Below are 15,606 nucleotides of genomic sequence, written 5' to 3' on the forward strand. Positions count from 1 at the left end.
TCTTCTGCTTTTTGACTTATTGCATTCATTGAGCTAGACATTTGTTCAACTGCAGCAGCACTTTCTTGAAGTGAGTTTGCTTGTGTGCTAGCACCTTGCGTAAGCTCTTTCATAGCTGAAGCCAAAGACTCAGCCTTTTTTTCTAACATATGAGCTTGATCTAAATTTGCCCTTAATATCTTGGCTATCTCTTCACCAAGAGCATTTATACCAACCGCCATTTTACCATCATCTTCAGTCCTTTTAGTAAAGTCTTGCTTTTTAAAGCTTTCTAGTAGATTTAACACATCATCGCCATTTTCCGCAATAGCATGTTTAAGAGCGATTTGTAAGTCTTTGAAAGTTTGTTTTAGCTGGCTAAGTGCAGGATTTGAAGTATCTGCATTAAGCTGAGCTACGTAGTTACCTTTGCCGATTTGATTTACAAAAGCATTTGCTTCTTTAATGAAATTATTTTGCTCAGACAAATTTGCCTCGATTTGTTTGATATTCTCATTTATCAGTGCACTCATCTGCCCGATCTCATCGCTACCACTACGATCTAAAAATTCAGCTTTATTAGATTTATAATTTAAAAAGTCAAAAAATCTAACTAAGCCATTTTTAGTCTGATCTATGCCAGAGATCAAATTTTTACCTATTAATGTAGATACTAGCAACATAAGTAAAATACAAATCGCAATCACTATTGAGCTAAATATAAGTTGGGTATTTGCTTCACTTTTTATGTATTGTGCATCTTTTTGCATACTATCAAGTAGTTTAAGCTCAAGCTCTCTCATCGCATCTATTGAAATGCTTATCTTTGAAAACCAACTCGCTGCGTCATAAGATGCATCTTCAGTAGTAACTACATTTTTAATAATATTCATCGCATCTATAAAGTCTGCATTTTTTCTAGCGATAGCGTCAAATTCTTCGCTAAATTCTTTTGGGTTGTATTCGTCAAAGTCCTGCATAAATTTATTTATAACGCTATTTAGTGCAACTACTTTGTTATAGTCATCTTTACTTATACTCTTTTTAGTAAAAATTCCATTTAAAGTAGCACGCAAAATACCAAAAGACTCTTTTATCTCACCAACAATAATAATACGCTTTAGATCATCTACCAAGCTAGGCTCAAGCTTATCACTATATCCATTTATGGCGATAACCTCTTTTCTTAAAATTTTTGTTATACGGCTAATTAGGTCATTGCCACTTTTTTGATCTACATTTGAGCGGATACTATTTATCTCTGAAACTATTTCATTTTTCTCTTCAAGCCTATCAAGTGCAGCATCTACTTTTTTACGCTGCTCTAATAAATTTTTATTATCTCCTCCTGCTAGCACACCCGAGCTAAATCCGCGCTCTTTTTGCATCTCATGGATAAAATTATTTTGATTGATTATTGTATCCACGATTTTCTCACTAAACTCTGCTTTTGAGCGAGTCTTTAAGATACCATTTAGCATGTATGCACTCATGATACATATGCCAATAAGACTGACGATAACTATCGCCATAATCTTTGATTTAATACCTAGATTGTTCATTTTCTCTCCTTTTAGTTTTTCTTAATATCTGCTTCAAAAATAAAGTCATACGACCTTAATGCTTAAAAATTACCAATTGAAAAATACTTTTGACTATTTTTATAAAAAATATTGATTAGTGTATTTATGTAAAAATTTAATTTATATTTAGCTTTATTAAGTAGTAGAAATTCTTTCTCTTTATATATACCAATGTAAAATTGTTTGGCAAAGTTACGATAGTGACAAATAGAAAATAGCACATTTAAAATAAATGCCGTTTTCATCATGAAAAGCTTCATTTTTCTCCTTGAAAATAATTAAGTCATTTTATTAATTTTACTTTTAAAAGATGTTAAATTTTAAAAATTAGAAAAAAGTGAGTTTTTGCAGAGAATTCTTGCTTCTCTGCAAATTTTGTATTTAGATTTATTTCTTTAATCCATATTTATCTAGCATTTTATCAAATTCGCCAGACTTTTGTAGCTCTTCGATCGCAGCATCTATCTTTTTGATAAGATCAGTGTGTTTGCCCTTATCAAATGCCATCGCAAAGCCCTCTGTACCGTCAGGAAGTCTTAAAAACTCCTCTAAGTCTGGATTTTGTTTTAAAAACTCAACACCTATTGGGCTATCAGTAAGCACAACATCGATCTTACCGGCATTTAGTGACATTATAGCTGCCGCTACGTTTTCAGCTGGAATTGACTGAGTTGTGATCTTTTTAGCTGCCTCCTCTTGGATTGTGCCAACTTGTGCTGAAATTTTCTTATCCTTAAGGTTGTCTTTATTTACATCTGAGCCTTTTTTGCGGATAAATAAATTCTCTGAAAAATAATATGGCTTAGTAAAATCAACAGACTTTCTTCTCTCATCAGTTGCGCTCATACCGCTTATCGCAATATCGATCTTGCCTGTTTTTAAAGCTGGTATTAGACCATCAAAACTCATATTTGCAACGTCAAATTTGATCCCAGTTTTTTTAGTGATCTCATTTAAAAGATCGATCTCAAAGCCAACGATTTGATTTTTATCATCAAGATACTCAAACGGAGGATAATCAGCACTTGATCCTACCTTATAAACTACCTCTTTGCTAGCTTCTGGCGCATTTGCAGCGGTTTTTTTGCCACTATCATCGCCACAACCTATAAAAAACATAACTAACCCTAATGCTAGAACTTTTAATAAATTTTTCATTTTACTCCTTATTAGTGATTTAAAATTTTACCTAAAAACTCTCGCAGACGCTCGTGCTGCGGATTTGTAAAGACATTTTTTGGTGTGTCATCAACTGCTATCTTGCCTTTATCCATAAAGAAAATTCTATTTGCCACATTTCTTGCAAAGCCCATCTCGTGAGTCACCACAAGCATCGTTATACCCTTGGCTGCGACATCTTTCATGATATCAAGCACCTCGCCGATCATCTCAGGATCTAGCGCGCTTGTTGGCTCGTCAAATAGTATCACCTCCGGCTCCATAGCTAGGCTTCTAGCGATGGCGATACGCTGCTTTTGACCGCCTGAGAGCTTGTGCGGATAGGCAAATTTCTTATCACTTAGCCCAACGCTCTTTAGCAGCTCATCTGCCCTCCTCTCAGCACTCTCTTTGTCTAATATCCCAGCTTTTATCGGAGCTAGAGTTAAATTTTGCAAGACGTTTTTGTTTGCAAAAAGGTTAAAGTGCTGAAACACCATGCTCACTTTTTGGCGAATTTTATTTATGTCTGATTTTTTATCCAAGATATCTTCGCCATTTATCTTGATATGCCCGCTATCTGGCTCTTCAAGGCGGTTTATGCAACGCAAAAATGTACTTTTTCCACCGCCACTTGGGCCAATTATCGCTATGACTTCACCTTTTTTGATATTTACGCTAATGTCATTTAAAACACGCAAATCGCCATAACTTTTGTTTAAATTTTTAATCTCAATCATGGCGATTTAGTCTCCTCTCAAGTAGTTTCACCAAAAGGGTGAAAAATTTAACGCTCACATAATATACAATGCCCGTAAAAATGACTGGCTCTGGGCTGTAAAATACCGCTTGAAGGCTCTTACTTTGCATCGTAATATCAACGACGCTTATGTAGCCAACGACTGAGGTCTCTTTAAAAAGCGATATAAACTCATTTGCAAGCGCTGGCAAGATATTTTTAGTAGCTTGCGGAAAGACTATCTCACGCATCGAAACGTAGTAGTTTAGCCCCATCGCCCTAGCTGCCTCCATCTGACCTTTATCGACGCTATTTATGCCACTTCTTACGATCTCGGCGACGTATGCTGAGCTATTTAGTCCAAGTGCGATCACAGCGACGTAGAAGTTATCACTCCAAGTGGCAAAAATCACCACAGAAAATATTAGAAGTTGAAGTATTACAGGCGTTCCACGCAAGATGTCGATATACTCGTCTATGACGAAATTTAAAACCTTGATATCTAAAAATTTAATAAAAGCTAAAATAAATCCAAGTGTGATACCTATAGCGATACCGCCTATCGTAAGGCCAAGTGTTACTCCGTAACTTTTGATATATGCGATCTCTTGCGCCTCACTAAGATCTCTTGGATAGAAAAAATATGTTCCAAGTGAGACAATTATTATAAAAAATAGAAATTTGGCTAAATTTTGAGCGTTCAACTTCATCCTTTCTTTAAAATGTAGCCTTAAATGATACGAAAAAAAATATATCATTTTGCTTAAAATTTTTTAAGGAATAAGCCCACTCATTGAAATTTAAATGATTTTATAATAACATAAGCGTTTTATTTTATTTGAAAGGAATTTTATGAGCTTTGGGTCTTATTTAGCCATCGCCATCTATTTTGGTTTCTTGCTCTTTATCGGACGATATTTCTACGATAAAAACGCAAGTATGAACGAGTATCTACTGGATAACCGCCAAATGGGTCCAGTCGTCACCGCACTTAGCGCTGGCGCTTCTGATATGAGTGGTTGGATGCTACTTGGCGTGCCCGGGGCCTTATACGCAACTGGCGTTGCAAATGTCTGGATGATAGCTGGTCTTATCGTGGGAGCTTACTGCAACTACTTATTTCTAGCAAAAAGGCTTAGGGTCTATACCGAGATTGCAAGCGACAGCATCACGATACCTGATTTTTTAGAAAACCGCTTTAAGGATAGGACGAAAATTTTAAGGATCATCTCAGGTCTTATCATATTGATATTTTTCACACTTTACGTAAGTAGTGGCATCATCGCTGGTGGCAAGACATTTGAGAGCTTTTTTGGCTTAAAATTTGCATACGGAGCGGTCTTTACGCTCATAATCGTAGTCTTTTATACATTTTTTGGTGGATTTAAGGCTGTTAGCATAACTGACGCATTTCAGGGTCTTTTGATGTTTTGTGTCCTAGTCTCGATCCCAGTCGTGGCATATCTAAATTTAGACCTGCCAAGCGATACAAATTTGATAAAAGAGATAAGCAGGCTTGATGCAAATCACCTAAACCCATTTAGAGACCAGACTTTCTGGGGCATTTTGGGCCTTCTAGCTTGGGGTTTTGGCTACTTTGGGCAGCCACATATAATCGTTAGATTTATGGCGATACGCGACTCAAAAGAGCTTGCAAAGGCAAGAAGGATCGGCATCGGCTGGATGACGATCGGCCTATTTGGTGCAATTATGAGCGGACTTATTGGCTTTGTCTATTTTAGCCAAAGAGGCGGACTAAGCGATCCTGAAACCGTGTTTTTAAAACTTGGTGAGCTACTTTTTCCACCATTTTTTATAGGTATCATCATCTCAGCCGTGCTTTCAGCGATCATGAGCACCATCTCAAGCCAGCTTTTAGTCACATCAAGCTCGGTCACAAAAGATTTTATCTTTGCCTTTTATAAAAAAGAGGTGAGCCAAAGCACACAAACAGCGATCAGCCGCTATGCAGTCGTGGTTGTAGCGATAATTGCCACAGTACTTGCCTTTATCTCGACAGATAACGTTCTAAACGTCGTTGGCAACGCTTGGGCTGGATTTGGTGCGAGCTTTGGACCAGTACTTCTTTTTAGCCTTTACTGGAAACGCATGAGCGCACTTGGAGCACTTGCTGGCATGATAGCTGGGGGTGCGACCGTGATATTTTGGATAACATCAGGGCTAAATGCCTATGTTTATGAAATTTTACCAGGCATTTTAACCTCAAGCCTAGCCATCATCATGGTCAGTATCTGGGGCGACGCGATAAATAAAATGACCAGCGAGCCACACGAACAAGTGATAAAAGATGAATTTGAAAAGATGAAGACAAGGCTTTAAATTTAAGCAAGGTGGCTAGCTTTAGCCACCATCAAATTTACTCTAATTTCTTAAAACTAACCCTTGGATTTATAGTTAGCTTATCATGAGAGATAAACTCTTGTTTTAAGTATTTCTCACGTCCAGCTCTTGCTATCATCAGCGCATTATCGAGCAAAACGCAAGTGGAGCTAGCAAAAGCTCACATCCATTTTTTAGCAAAGCGTTTCAAGCCTTTTTCTTAAATTTAAATTTGCACTTGCTCCGCCAACCACGCCAAAACGCTTGAAATTTCTATGAGATCGAACTTGCTAATTTTATACACTTAGTCCTTTTTTTAACTTTCTTATCAAAAATCTAGCAGGATGAAGCTCGTAAAATAGCGATCTTTCTATGCAAAGTGGGCGATCAAGCACAAGATTGGTTATCAAATTTGCTCCAAGTATCGCTGTACCAAGGCCGCGCGAGCCGTGAGCGAAATTTACAAAGAGATTTCTTTCGTAGCTTGCTTTTGGATTATTATCTTTATTTTTACTCCAAAATAGCCCTTTGTAGTTTTGCTTGTAAAACTCCTCATCGTGTAAGGCGCCAATTATCGGAAGCCTATCTCCGCTATAACTTCTATATCCTACACGTGAGCCGATAATGGTGGCTTTTGTGGTGTCAAAAAACTCGCTCACCACCCCCCTAAACAATACAAATTTGACTAAGAAATTTATAAACAAAAAGCCAGTTAAAATGAAATTTTATGGGGAATATTTTTAAGAGATTAAATTTACAAGTTTAAAGGAGTTAAAGGTGGTAAACCACCTTTAAATTTACTCCCACTCGATAGTTGCAGGTGGCTTGCTTGAGATGTCATAAACTACGCGGTTTATGCCATTTACCTCATTTATGATGCGGCGGCTTACATTTTCAAGCAGGTCATAAGGAAGCCTTGAAAAGCTTGCAGTCATGCCGTCGCTCGCATCTACCACACGCACGCAAACAGCGTTTTCGTAGGTGCGGTTATCGCCCATAACGCCAACAGAATTTACATTTAAAAGTACGCAAAATGCCTGCCAAGTTTTGTTATACCAGCCACTACTTTTTAGCTCATCGCGCAAGATCACGTCAGCTTTGCGAAGCAGCTCAAGGCTTGGTTTATTTACCTCGCCCATGATGCGGATAGCAAGGCCAGGTCCAGGGAAAGGATGGCGGAAGACTAGCTCGCGGCTTAGTCCAAGCTCAAGTCCTAGCTTTCTAACCTCGTCTTTAAAAATTTCTCTTAAAGGCTCTATCAGCTCAAATGTCATCCAATCAGGCAAGCCTCCAACGTTGTGGTGGCTCTTTATAGTCTTGCTTGAGCCAACGACTGAGCTTTCGATGATATCAGTATAAAGAGTGCCTTGAGCTAGAAATTTCACATCGCCATGTTTCTTAGCCTCTTTTTCAAAAATTTCTATAAATGTCTCGCCTATGATCTTGCGTTTTTTCTCAGGATCAACGACACCAGCCAAGCGGCTAAGAAAGATCTCGCTCGCATCTATGCTAACTAGCTCAACACCAAGCTTTGTTCTAAATGTAGCCTCAACTTGCTCTTTTTCGTTTATTCTAAGAAGTCCGTTATCAACAAAGACAAGGATCAAATTTTCAGGCACAGCGGCTGCTAAAAGTGCCGCGGTCACAGAGCTATCCACGCCACCGCTAACTGCACAAAGCACCTTGTGCGTGCCAACCGTTTTTCTTATCTCGTCTATCTTGTTTTTAGCAAAGCTTCCCATATTCCATGTGCTCTCGCAGCCGCAGATATATTTGGCAAAATTCTTTAAAATTTGCGTGCCATGCTCGCTGTGCTGCACCTCTGCATGAAACTGGATCGCATAAAATTTACGTTTATCATCACCAAAGGCACAATAAGGCGAATTTTCGCTGACCGCAATCGCCTCAAAGCCCTTTGGTAGGTCTTTTACATAGTCGCTATGGCTCATCCATACGATTTGTTTTGAAGGTGTATCTTTAAAAAGATCGTGCTCTTTTACGACGCTAAGTTCAGCCTTGCCGTACTCTTTGTGATCAGCTGCCAAAACTTCAGCTCCGTGCGTGTGAGCAAGGAGCTGCATGCCGTAGCAAACGCCAAGTATAGGGATATTTAGCTCAAAGACGCCGTTATCGCAAAAGTAGGCATCTTTAGCATAAACGCTAGCTGGACCACCACTTAGAATGATACCTTTTGGATCTTTCGCCTTTATATCGCTTAGTTTTGCGTTAAATGGCAAAATTTCAGTATAAACTCCTTCTTCTCTTAGCCTTCTAGCTATTAGCTGAGTATACTGCGAACCAAAGTCCAAAACTATAATCGTATTGTTCATTTATAACCTTTTAAAAGTAGATGTGAAAAATTTCAAACTGCACATACCAAACAATGAGTGATACGATGTATCCTAAAACTACCATCCATGCATATTTCATATGCGCACCAAAGGTATAAATTCCTTTTAATTTACCCATTACTCCAACGCCAGCTGCTGAGCCAAAGCTGATCATCGAACCGCCGATGCCAGCTGTAAGTGTCACTAGTAGCCACTGACTCATAGCCTCGCCCGCATCAGCTCCCATAGCTGGATTTGCTTTTAGCACAGCTGACATAACAGGGACGTTATCAACGACTGCTGAGAGGAAGCCAACACCGATATTTACAGGTGTTGAGCCAAATTTATCATAAAGTGACACAGCGTAATTTAAAAATCCAGCAAAGTGAAGAGCGCCAACTGCAGCTAAAATTCCAAAGAAGAAAAATAGCGTGTTGTTCTCGATCTTTGACATATAGTGAAAGACGTTCATAGGCTCTTCGTCTTTGTGAGCTTTTTTGAAATAGTAAGTGTAAAGGCTAAGTAGTGAGAAGCCAAACATCATGCCCCACATCGCTGGTAAGTGAAATAGCTGGTGCATCATAACTGCACAAAAGATAGTAAATGCGCCTATAAAGATGACCGCTTTACCACCCTTTTTCATAACCACTTTTGGCTCATTTGCCACGTCAAAATGAGGCGCAGTATTTGGCACGATGCGTGAAAGTAAAAATGCTGTCACAAACCAGCCGATAAATGAAGCTGGGAAAAGTGCAAAAAAGTCTAAAAATGGTGACTTGCCAGCTGCCCAAACCATAAGTGTAGTGATATCGCCAAATGGACTCCACGCTCCGCCTGCATTTGCTGCTACGACGATGTTTATCGCACCTGCGACTAGGAAATTTGTATTATTTCTATCTATCGTTAAAAGAACGGTTGATAGGATAAGCGCTGTTGTTAGGTTATCAGCCACTGGGCTAATGAAAAATGCCAAAATACCAGTTAGCCAAAATAGCTTTCTGTAGGTGTAGCCTTTTGAAACTAGGTTGTATTTAAGCGCGTTAAATACGTCCCTTTCAACAAGTGCTTCGATAAATGTCATCGCTACCATTAAGAAAAATACGATCTGAGCTATCTCTAAGATCAGGTGATTTACCTCGTGCTCTAGCAAATGCACATCCATGCCGTTTATAAGCATATAAACGCCGATTAGCAAAAACATAAAAGTGCCGATAAAGATGGCAGGTTTTGCCTTGTCGATGTGAAAATTCTCTTCTGCTGCTATGAAAAAGTATCCAACAACAAAAATGATAAGCGATAAAATTCCCGCCCATGTAGTAGTTAAGTCAATAGCCGCAGCTTCTCCGTCAGCACCAAAGGCTATAGCAAAAAACAAGCCTAGAAGTCCAAATAACCTCATATACTCTCCTTGTAAGATAAAAATTTGCGTATTTTACTTAAATGAGCCTAAAATTTAGGTTAGTTAAATTTATTAAGCTTGCATTACATTTTTATCTTACGCCAAATTTAAGATCAAATTTTATTGATCTTATCTGTTTTTTTCTCTTTCACAGGTGCATCGCCATAAAATGGATCGTCCTTGTAGCCGCAACCACTAAGTGCAAAAAGAGCGAAAATTAAAATAAAAGATGATAAGATTGCCTTATGAAAGACGCTAAATTTATGATAGATGCTATCCACGAAAATCCTTTGTATAAAGAAAAATTAAGCATGGCAGACGAGTGCCAAGAGCTTCTTCGCCTCATGGGTAAAGCAAAGCGATTTTACATAGCTTTTTGCTACGTTAGAGAAGGTATATTAACCTTCGTTCTCACTCATCCCTCAGGGCTTTTGGAGCTTAGACGTGATAGTAGTATAAATGATATAAAAGGGTTATTAAAAACCTTTTGCAAATTTAATAAAAATAGCATTTTTGCAAGCGTCATCGAGCCAAAACCTCTTAGCGAGATCAACTATATAAAAAACAAAAAAGAAGAAAATATAAGATTTATCGTGAGCAAATATCTAAAATTTTTCACGCCGCAACCTACGCAAAGGTCAAATTTCATCACGCCAGCAAGCAAGGGTGAGTTTAAAAATTTAGCCACAAATGAGCAAATTTATAAGAAATTTGAAGAGCTAAGAGAAATTTTACTAAAGAAAAACGAGCAGGCAAGATGCTAATAGACGAGATAAGAACGCTTCCAAACGAGCCTGGCGTATATCAATATTTTGACGCTCAAAACAGACTTTTATATGTCGGCAAGGCTAAAATTTTAAAAAACAGGGTCAAAAGCTACTTTAAATTTACCCCAAGCCTAGCTCCAGCTGAAAAGCTAAGCCCAAGAATTTCAAAGATGATAAGCGAGGCCGTGCATCTTGAATACATCGTCACGCCAAGCGAGGCAGACGCGCTCATACTTGAAAATTCATTTATCAAGCAGCTTAAGCCAAAATACAACATCTTGCTTCGTGACGACAAGACCTACCCTTATATCTTTATAAATTTAAACGATGAATTTCCAAGATTTGAGATCACCAGAAAGGTTGTAAAAGGCTCAAATATACGCTATTTTGGGCCATATTTTAGTGGAGCAGGAGAGCTACTTGAAGCGCTTTATCTAAATTTCAACCTAGTTCAAAAAAAGTCTTGCATCAAAGGCAAAAAAGCCTGCCTTTTTTACCAGCTAAAACGCTGCTACGCCCCATGTGAGGGCAAAATTTCAAAAGAAAACTACGCTAAGATAGTTGCCGATGCCACAGCCGCTTTGCAAAATCCAAATTTGCTAATCGCTCGCCTTGAAGAGCTCATGCTAAACTACGCCAAGGCCGAAGACTACGAACAAGCAGCCGCGACTAGAGATAAGATGCAAACGCTTAAAAATATGCAAACAAAGGTTGAAGTTGATCTTGCCAAGCTTGAGGACTTTGAGGCCTACTCGGTCGCTTGCGTGCATGATATGATCTGCGCGGTGAGATTTAGCGTGCAAAGCGGCAAGATAACAGGCGTAAAAACCGATATCACGCAGGCTAAAAACGCTCAAAAAGATGAGATAAACGAGGCTTATAAGCAGGCCATTTTAAAAAGCTTTATCGCTGGTCAGCCAATAATCAGCACCAAAATTTACGTCAATGAAAGCTTTGAAGATAGCGAGCTGGTGGAGGAAATTTTAAACGAGAGGTTTGGGCGTAAATTTAGCATCACTTGCCCAAAAATAGGCGATAAGCGTAAAATTTGCGAGATCGCTACAAAAAACGCTGAAGTTAGCATCGAAAAATACCTAAAAACGCACGATAATGAGCTGCTAAACGAGATAAAAGAGTATTTTAATCTAGCTCACACGCCTTACGTGGTCGAAGCCTACGACAACTCGCACCTTTTTGGCGAGGCGAGTGTCGGAGCGATGGTGCGCTATGAGCATGGCGAGTGGGCGAAGCAAAACTACCGCCACATGCATCTTGGCTCCAAAAACGACTACGATCAGATGAGAGAGAGCCTCACTGCTAGAGCACTTAGGTTTGACAAGCTTAGTCCGCCTGATCTTTGGGTCATTGATGGTGGCGAAGCGCTTTTAAGCTTAGCCTGCGAAATTTTAGCAAGCAGTGGGGCAAACGTCGATGTGATCGCCATCTCAAAAGAAAAAATAGACGCCAAAGCTCACCGCGCAAAAGGCGAGGCGAAAGATAAAATTTATACAAAAAATGGCAGTTTTAGCCTAAGCACGAGCGATAAAAAGCTGCAGTTTTTTCAAAAAATGCGCGATGAGAGCCATAGATTTGTCATCAGTTTTCACAGAAAAACAAGGCAGAAAAACGATATGCAAAGATCAGTGCTAAGACAAGCTGGCGTATCTGAGGGCAGTATCGCGAAATTAATCAGCTTTTACGGAAGTTTTGATAAAATCAGCGAAGCAAATTTAGACGAAGTGGCAAAAATAACAAACAAAAGCGTAGCAGCAAAGCTTTTAACGCTCAAAGAAGGAAATTTGAAGTGATAATATACGACAAAAACGGTCAAATTTTAGCGATGGGAGATATCTCTCTTGGTTTGCTTGAATTTAAAGATATAAGTGAATTTTTAAGCGAGCATAAAGACATTGACGAGCTAGTTTTAGACTACAAAGAGTCTGGAGTTTTTATAGACTATCTAGCTAAAAGACCAAATTTAAGAGTAAATTTAAAGACCAAAAACGGCAAAATTTTAAATGTGATGCTTAAGTTTTCAAAGATCAGCTCAGTAAAAAACGAAGAGTATTTTGAGCTTTTGATCCTCGATCAAACAGAAATTTACAGCCAAAACCAGCAAGCTGCGATAAAAGCAAAGACAAAGCTTCGCTTGCCAAATTTAAAGGTCGATGAAAAAGAGCTTTTGGATAAAGAAGAAGAGGTCTTAAACGAGAGCTGGTTTAGCGAGACGGCTAGCTTTTTAAATTTAAGCAAAAGCGAGTTTGCGACCTACCTTGGTATATTTTTAAGCAAGGCAAAAGATAAGATGATCTTTATCCAAAGTGCGGTGCAAGCGCGAGATACTAAATTTTTAGAAGAGAGCATAAAGATATTAAAAGAGCCAGCGCTAAATTTAAAGATCACTCCGCTTGTGGCAAATTTCGATGCGCTACTTACCAGACCAAACAAGATTAAAAAGATCGCTCAGATAAACAAAAGACTAAGCGAAATAAGCACGCTTTGCAATAAATTTTCAAAAAGGCTTGTCAATGAGGGTTAATAAATTTTTGGTTCTTTTGCCGATATTTTTGGCGACTTTCGCTTGCTTTTATGGTGGCGTGCTCTACTTTGATAAATTTAGGATCTCTTATAACATAAATAATGAGATAACAAGAGAAAATTTAATAAGAAGCGCCATAGATTATATCATCTCAGAAAGAAAAGCCTATGAGAGATATAGTCAAACTATGTTACCACAAGATGAAATAACGCTAAGGAAGGCAAACACTGCTAAAAATTTGGTAGTAAAAAGCTTATCAAATAGCCTTTCTAACACACCATATGACATGAGGATGAGAGATAGGCTAAACGAAGTTTTAAAAAATGCAAATGCAAGCTGGGAGAGCTTTAACCTCTCGTTTTATAGCTTTGTTGAGCTGGCAAATCCTACGATAACAAGTGGGCAAGTTGCATTTAAAGATTTAACCATAGATGCAGATATCAAGCGCTATATCATCTCTTTAATCAGAACCTATGATCTACTACAAAACGTAAATACTGCAAAAGAGCACATCTTGGCCGTGCTTATGGGTAAAGAAAAAATTACTGAAGGTTCGTTAAAACAAACTCTAAATGGCCTTAAATATAACGACATAAATGCAAATTTACTCCCAAATGGCGAGATAAAAGACAATATAACAAAAGAAATAGATAGGCTTGATAATATAGAGACCACGCAGGGATATGACGAGCTCCGCTTTAAGCTAAAGCTAAAAAATGAGCTAACACGTGATGAAATTTTACAGATCAATAAATTTGAAAATAATAGAGCTGATCTTTTTCGTAAGATAGCAAATACCCTAACTAAAGAGCTAAAGAGGCTAAATGACAACTTTAGAATCAAGGCACTTTCTCTAGCATTTTTGATGTTTTTACTATCGCTTTGGCTATTTTACGCTGGATATAAAACATATATCTGGCTAAAAGATCTAGAAAATTTAAACCAAAAGATAAGGCTTGTAAGAGACGAAATTTTAAAAGAAGGCGACAGAAATCCACAAAAATTAATAGAAAACTTCATCGCGCTATATAAAGAGCTACTTCAAAAATATGAGCAAGAAAAAAGCTTTACAGCGATAAAAGATAGGCTGCTTGTTAGACTAAGTAAGAAATTTTACCAAGCAAAAGAGCAGATCTTTAGCTCGGTCGCTACACTAAAAAAAGATGAAAACATGGTAAAAAATGAGCTAGTTTTTGAAAATTTAGAAAAAAATAGCCAGATAATCGCGATAAATTACAGCAATATAAAAGGCTTGCTTGATAGCAAAAATGGCGAGATAAGCCTAAATTTAAAGCCATTTAACCCACAAATTTTGTTTTCAAACATCCTTGAAGCGCAGATACCTTTCACGCAAGAGAAAAAGCTAAATTTCTTAACCTATCTTGATGCAAACATTAGCGACGAGCTAGAGGGCGATAGCGAGAAGATAAGCGTCGTCTTTGGCTCTATTATGCAAGCTGTCGTGACAAAATGCGATAAATTTGCCAACTTGATAGTAGAGATAAAAAATGTCAGCGACGCCCTTAGTCAAAGTGGTCTTTTGTTTATTGAAACAAAGATAAGGACAAATCAAATTTTCATAAATGAAGAGCAGATAAAAGCTTTAAACGCAGAAGATGAAAATGAGATAAATGACGAAGAGAGCGAGTTTTATCTAAGACTTGCCAGCTTTTATCTAAAGCTTTTTAACTCAAGCCTTGATATAAGCACACTTGGTGGAGCTGGCAATGAGTTTAAATTTATCCTTAGTCTAAAAAAGGTGCAAAAACTGCAAAATTTCAGCCTAAATCACGAGCTAAGGATCGCGTATCTGCCTGATATAAATGCAAAATATAATGAATTTTTCGCAGCCACTTTAGAAGATATGGGGCTTAGGTTTCAAAACATCATCTCAAACAACCAAGCACAAGCTAAAAACTACGATATCGTCTTTGCAAGACAGAGTGCTAGTAAAAATATAAATATAAAAAATGCGATCTTGCTAAAAGATCCGCTCACGCCACTTAGCGTTGCAAGGCTTGTCTATATGGAGAAAAATAGGGGCGAGAGCTTGGCTGAAGAGAAGGTGCTCTTTTTGCTTTGCGATAAAAACCCACTTAGCCTTGAGATGTTTTCGCGTGCTTTTAGCTTCTTAGACTGCGAAGTCATAGGCGTTAGCAGCCACAAAGAGCTTAAACAAGCACTTCTTTTAAATAGATTTAACGCAGTCTTTATCGATGCTTCATTTTTTGAAAATGGCATGGCAAATTTTGTAAAAGAGATAAGATCGCTTCAAGAAGAGAAGCTAAATTTAGTCGCCGTGGTCTCAAACACCTCAAATATCCCTGAAAGAGAGCTGCTACCTGCCTTTGATGAGAAGATCAGAAAGCCTTTTAGCAAAGATGAGCTAAATCAAATTTTGCCTAAATTTATAAAAAACTATAAGCCAAGCAAAGAAAATAGATACTTTAGTAAAAATGAAAATATAGTGATTTACAAGAGCACAAAGCTTGAAAATAAGATATTTGCTGGCGCTCTTGGCGAGTTTCAAAACACGCTTGAGATCGCAAATAGCTTTAGCGAGCTTTTGATAAAGATAAAGACAAAACCTTGCTCGCTAGCACTTGTGGATGAAGCAGCGGAGGGCTTTGATATAAAAGAGCTTTTAGCTACGATATCTGAGCTTAGAGCTGGGCTAAAGCTGGATGCTAGAGTGCTTCTTTTTAGCAACAACTTAGAGCTTAAAAATCAAAAAGAGTATATAAAAATCCTATCTCCAAGCGTGAGCAAGAT

At 38.1% G+C, this 15,606-nt stretch carries 13 protein-coding genes and 2 pseudogenes; 5 read left to right on the plus strand and 10 right to left on the minus strand.

Features of this window, described 5'->3' with window-relative positions:
• From CYO90_RS04335 to CYO90_RS04355, 5 genes are all read right to left on the minus strand, one after another.
• Positions 1-1,541 (minus strand): nitrate- and nitrite sensing domain-containing protein (locus tag CYO90_RS04335; protein WP_103578590.1); only part of this gene is annotated, 1,541 nt, incomplete at its 3' end.
• Between the two features lie 62 nt (positions 1,542-1,603).
• Entirely contained in the window at positions 1,604-1,822 is a 219-nt protein-coding gene (locus tag CYO90_RS04340) for a hypothetical protein (protein WP_103578591.1), read from the minus strand.
• A 127-nt stretch (positions 1,823-1,949) separates the two neighbouring features.
• The gene (locus CYO90_RS04345) at positions 1,950-2,720 is read right to left on the minus strand and encodes a basic amino acid ABC transporter substrate-binding protein (RefSeq protein ID WP_103578592.1); all 771 of its coding nucleotides are present in this window, start codon (positions 2,718-2,720) and stop codon (positions 1,950-1,952) included.
• A gap of 11 nt (positions 2,721-2,731) precedes the next feature.
• On the minus strand, positions 2,732-3,460 hold the full coding sequence (locus CYO90_RS04350) for an amino acid ABC transporter ATP-binding protein (RefSeq protein ID WP_087581502.1): 729 nt from the start codon (positions 3,458-3,460) through the stop codon (positions 2,732-2,734).
• Entirely contained in the window at positions 3,453-4,163 is a 711-nt protein-coding gene (locus CYO90_RS04355) for an amino acid ABC transporter permease (protein WP_012140157.1), read from the minus strand. The genes CYO90_RS04350 and CYO90_RS04355 overlap by 8 nt, the downstream gene beginning before the upstream one ends.
• Before the next feature lie 148 nt (positions 4,164-4,311).
• Between CYO90_RS04355 and putP the strand changes: the two genes are divergently transcribed.
• A complete protein-coding gene (gene putP / locus CYO90_RS04360; RefSeq protein ID WP_103578593.1) occupies positions 4,312-5,799 on the plus strand; it encodes a sodium/proline symporter PutP in 1,488 nt (495 codons plus the stop codon).
• A gap of 37 nt (positions 5,800-5,836) precedes the next feature.
• On the opposite strand, the pseudogene CYO90_RS04365 reads toward putP, so the two are convergent.
• The 5 genes and pseudogenes from CYO90_RS04365 to CYO90_RS10200 all read right to left on the minus strand — a co-directional run.
• Positions 5,837-6,074, minus strand: a pseudogene (locus CYO90_RS04365) (tRNA (adenosine(37)-N6)-threonylcarbamoyltransferase complex transferase subunit TsaD); the annotation flags it as partial.
• Positions 6,075-6,095: 21 nt separating this feature from the next.
• Positions 6,096-6,458 (minus strand): annotated as a pseudogene (locus tag CYO90_RS04370) (bifunctional tRNA (5-methylaminomethyl-2-thiouridine)(34)-methyltransferase MnmD/FAD-dependent 5-carboxymethylaminomethyl-2-thiouridine(34) oxidoreductase MnmC); the annotation flags it as partial.
• A 138-nt stretch (positions 6,459-6,596) separates the two neighbouring features.
• Positions 6,597-8,129, minus strand: a complete 1,533-nt coding sequence (gene guaA / locus CYO90_RS04375; protein WP_103578595.1) for a glutamine-hydrolyzing GMP synthase — start codon at positions 8,127-8,129, stop codon at positions 6,597-6,599.
• Positions 8,130-8,139: 10 nt separating this feature from the next.
• Complete coding sequence (nhaD, locus tag CYO90_RS04380; RefSeq protein WP_021087844.1) at positions 8,140-9,528, minus strand: sodium:proton antiporter NhaD; 1,389 nt, start codon at positions 9,526-9,528, stop codon at positions 8,140-8,142.
• Positions 9,529-9,641: 113 nt separating this feature from the next.
• A complete protein-coding gene (locus CYO90_RS10200) occupies positions 9,642-9,809 on the minus strand; it encodes an LptM family lipoprotein (RefSeq protein ID WP_180999335.1) in 168 nt (55 codons plus the stop codon).
• Between the two features lie 30 nt (positions 9,810-9,839).
• Between CYO90_RS10200 and CYO90_RS04385 the strand changes: the two genes are divergently transcribed.
• The 4 genes from CYO90_RS04385 to CYO90_RS04400 form a co-directional block, all read left to right on the plus strand.
• Positions 9,840-10,292 carry a hypothetical protein gene (locus tag CYO90_RS04385; protein WP_021089660.1) on the plus strand — a complete coding sequence of 151 codons (453 nt, stop codon included), beginning with the start codon at positions 9,840-9,842 and terminating at the stop codon, positions 10,290-10,292.
• The gene (gene uvrC, locus CYO90_RS04390; RefSeq protein ID WP_103578596.1) at positions 10,286-12,103 is read left to right on the plus strand and encodes an excinuclease ABC subunit UvrC; all 1,818 of its coding nucleotides are present in this window, start codon (positions 10,286-10,288) and stop codon (positions 12,101-12,103) included. The genes CYO90_RS04385 and uvrC overlap by 7 nt, the downstream gene beginning before the upstream one ends.
• The gene (locus tag CYO90_RS04395) at positions 12,100-12,834 is read left to right on the plus strand and encodes a hypothetical protein (protein WP_103578597.1); all 735 of its coding nucleotides are present in this window, start codon (positions 12,100-12,102) and stop codon (positions 12,832-12,834) included. Before uvrC ends, CYO90_RS04395 begins: the two co-directional genes overlap by 4 nt.
• On the plus strand, positions 12,824-15,606 hold a 2,783-nt coding region (locus tag CYO90_RS04400; protein ID WP_103578598.1), incomplete at its 3' end, for a histidine kinase. The genes CYO90_RS04395 and CYO90_RS04400, both read left to right, overlap by 11 nt.

The organism is Campylobacter concisus (genome assembly GCF_002913745.1).
GTDB lineage: Bacteria > Campylobacterota > Campylobacteria > Campylobacterales > Campylobacteraceae > Campylobacter_A > Campylobacter_A concisus_R.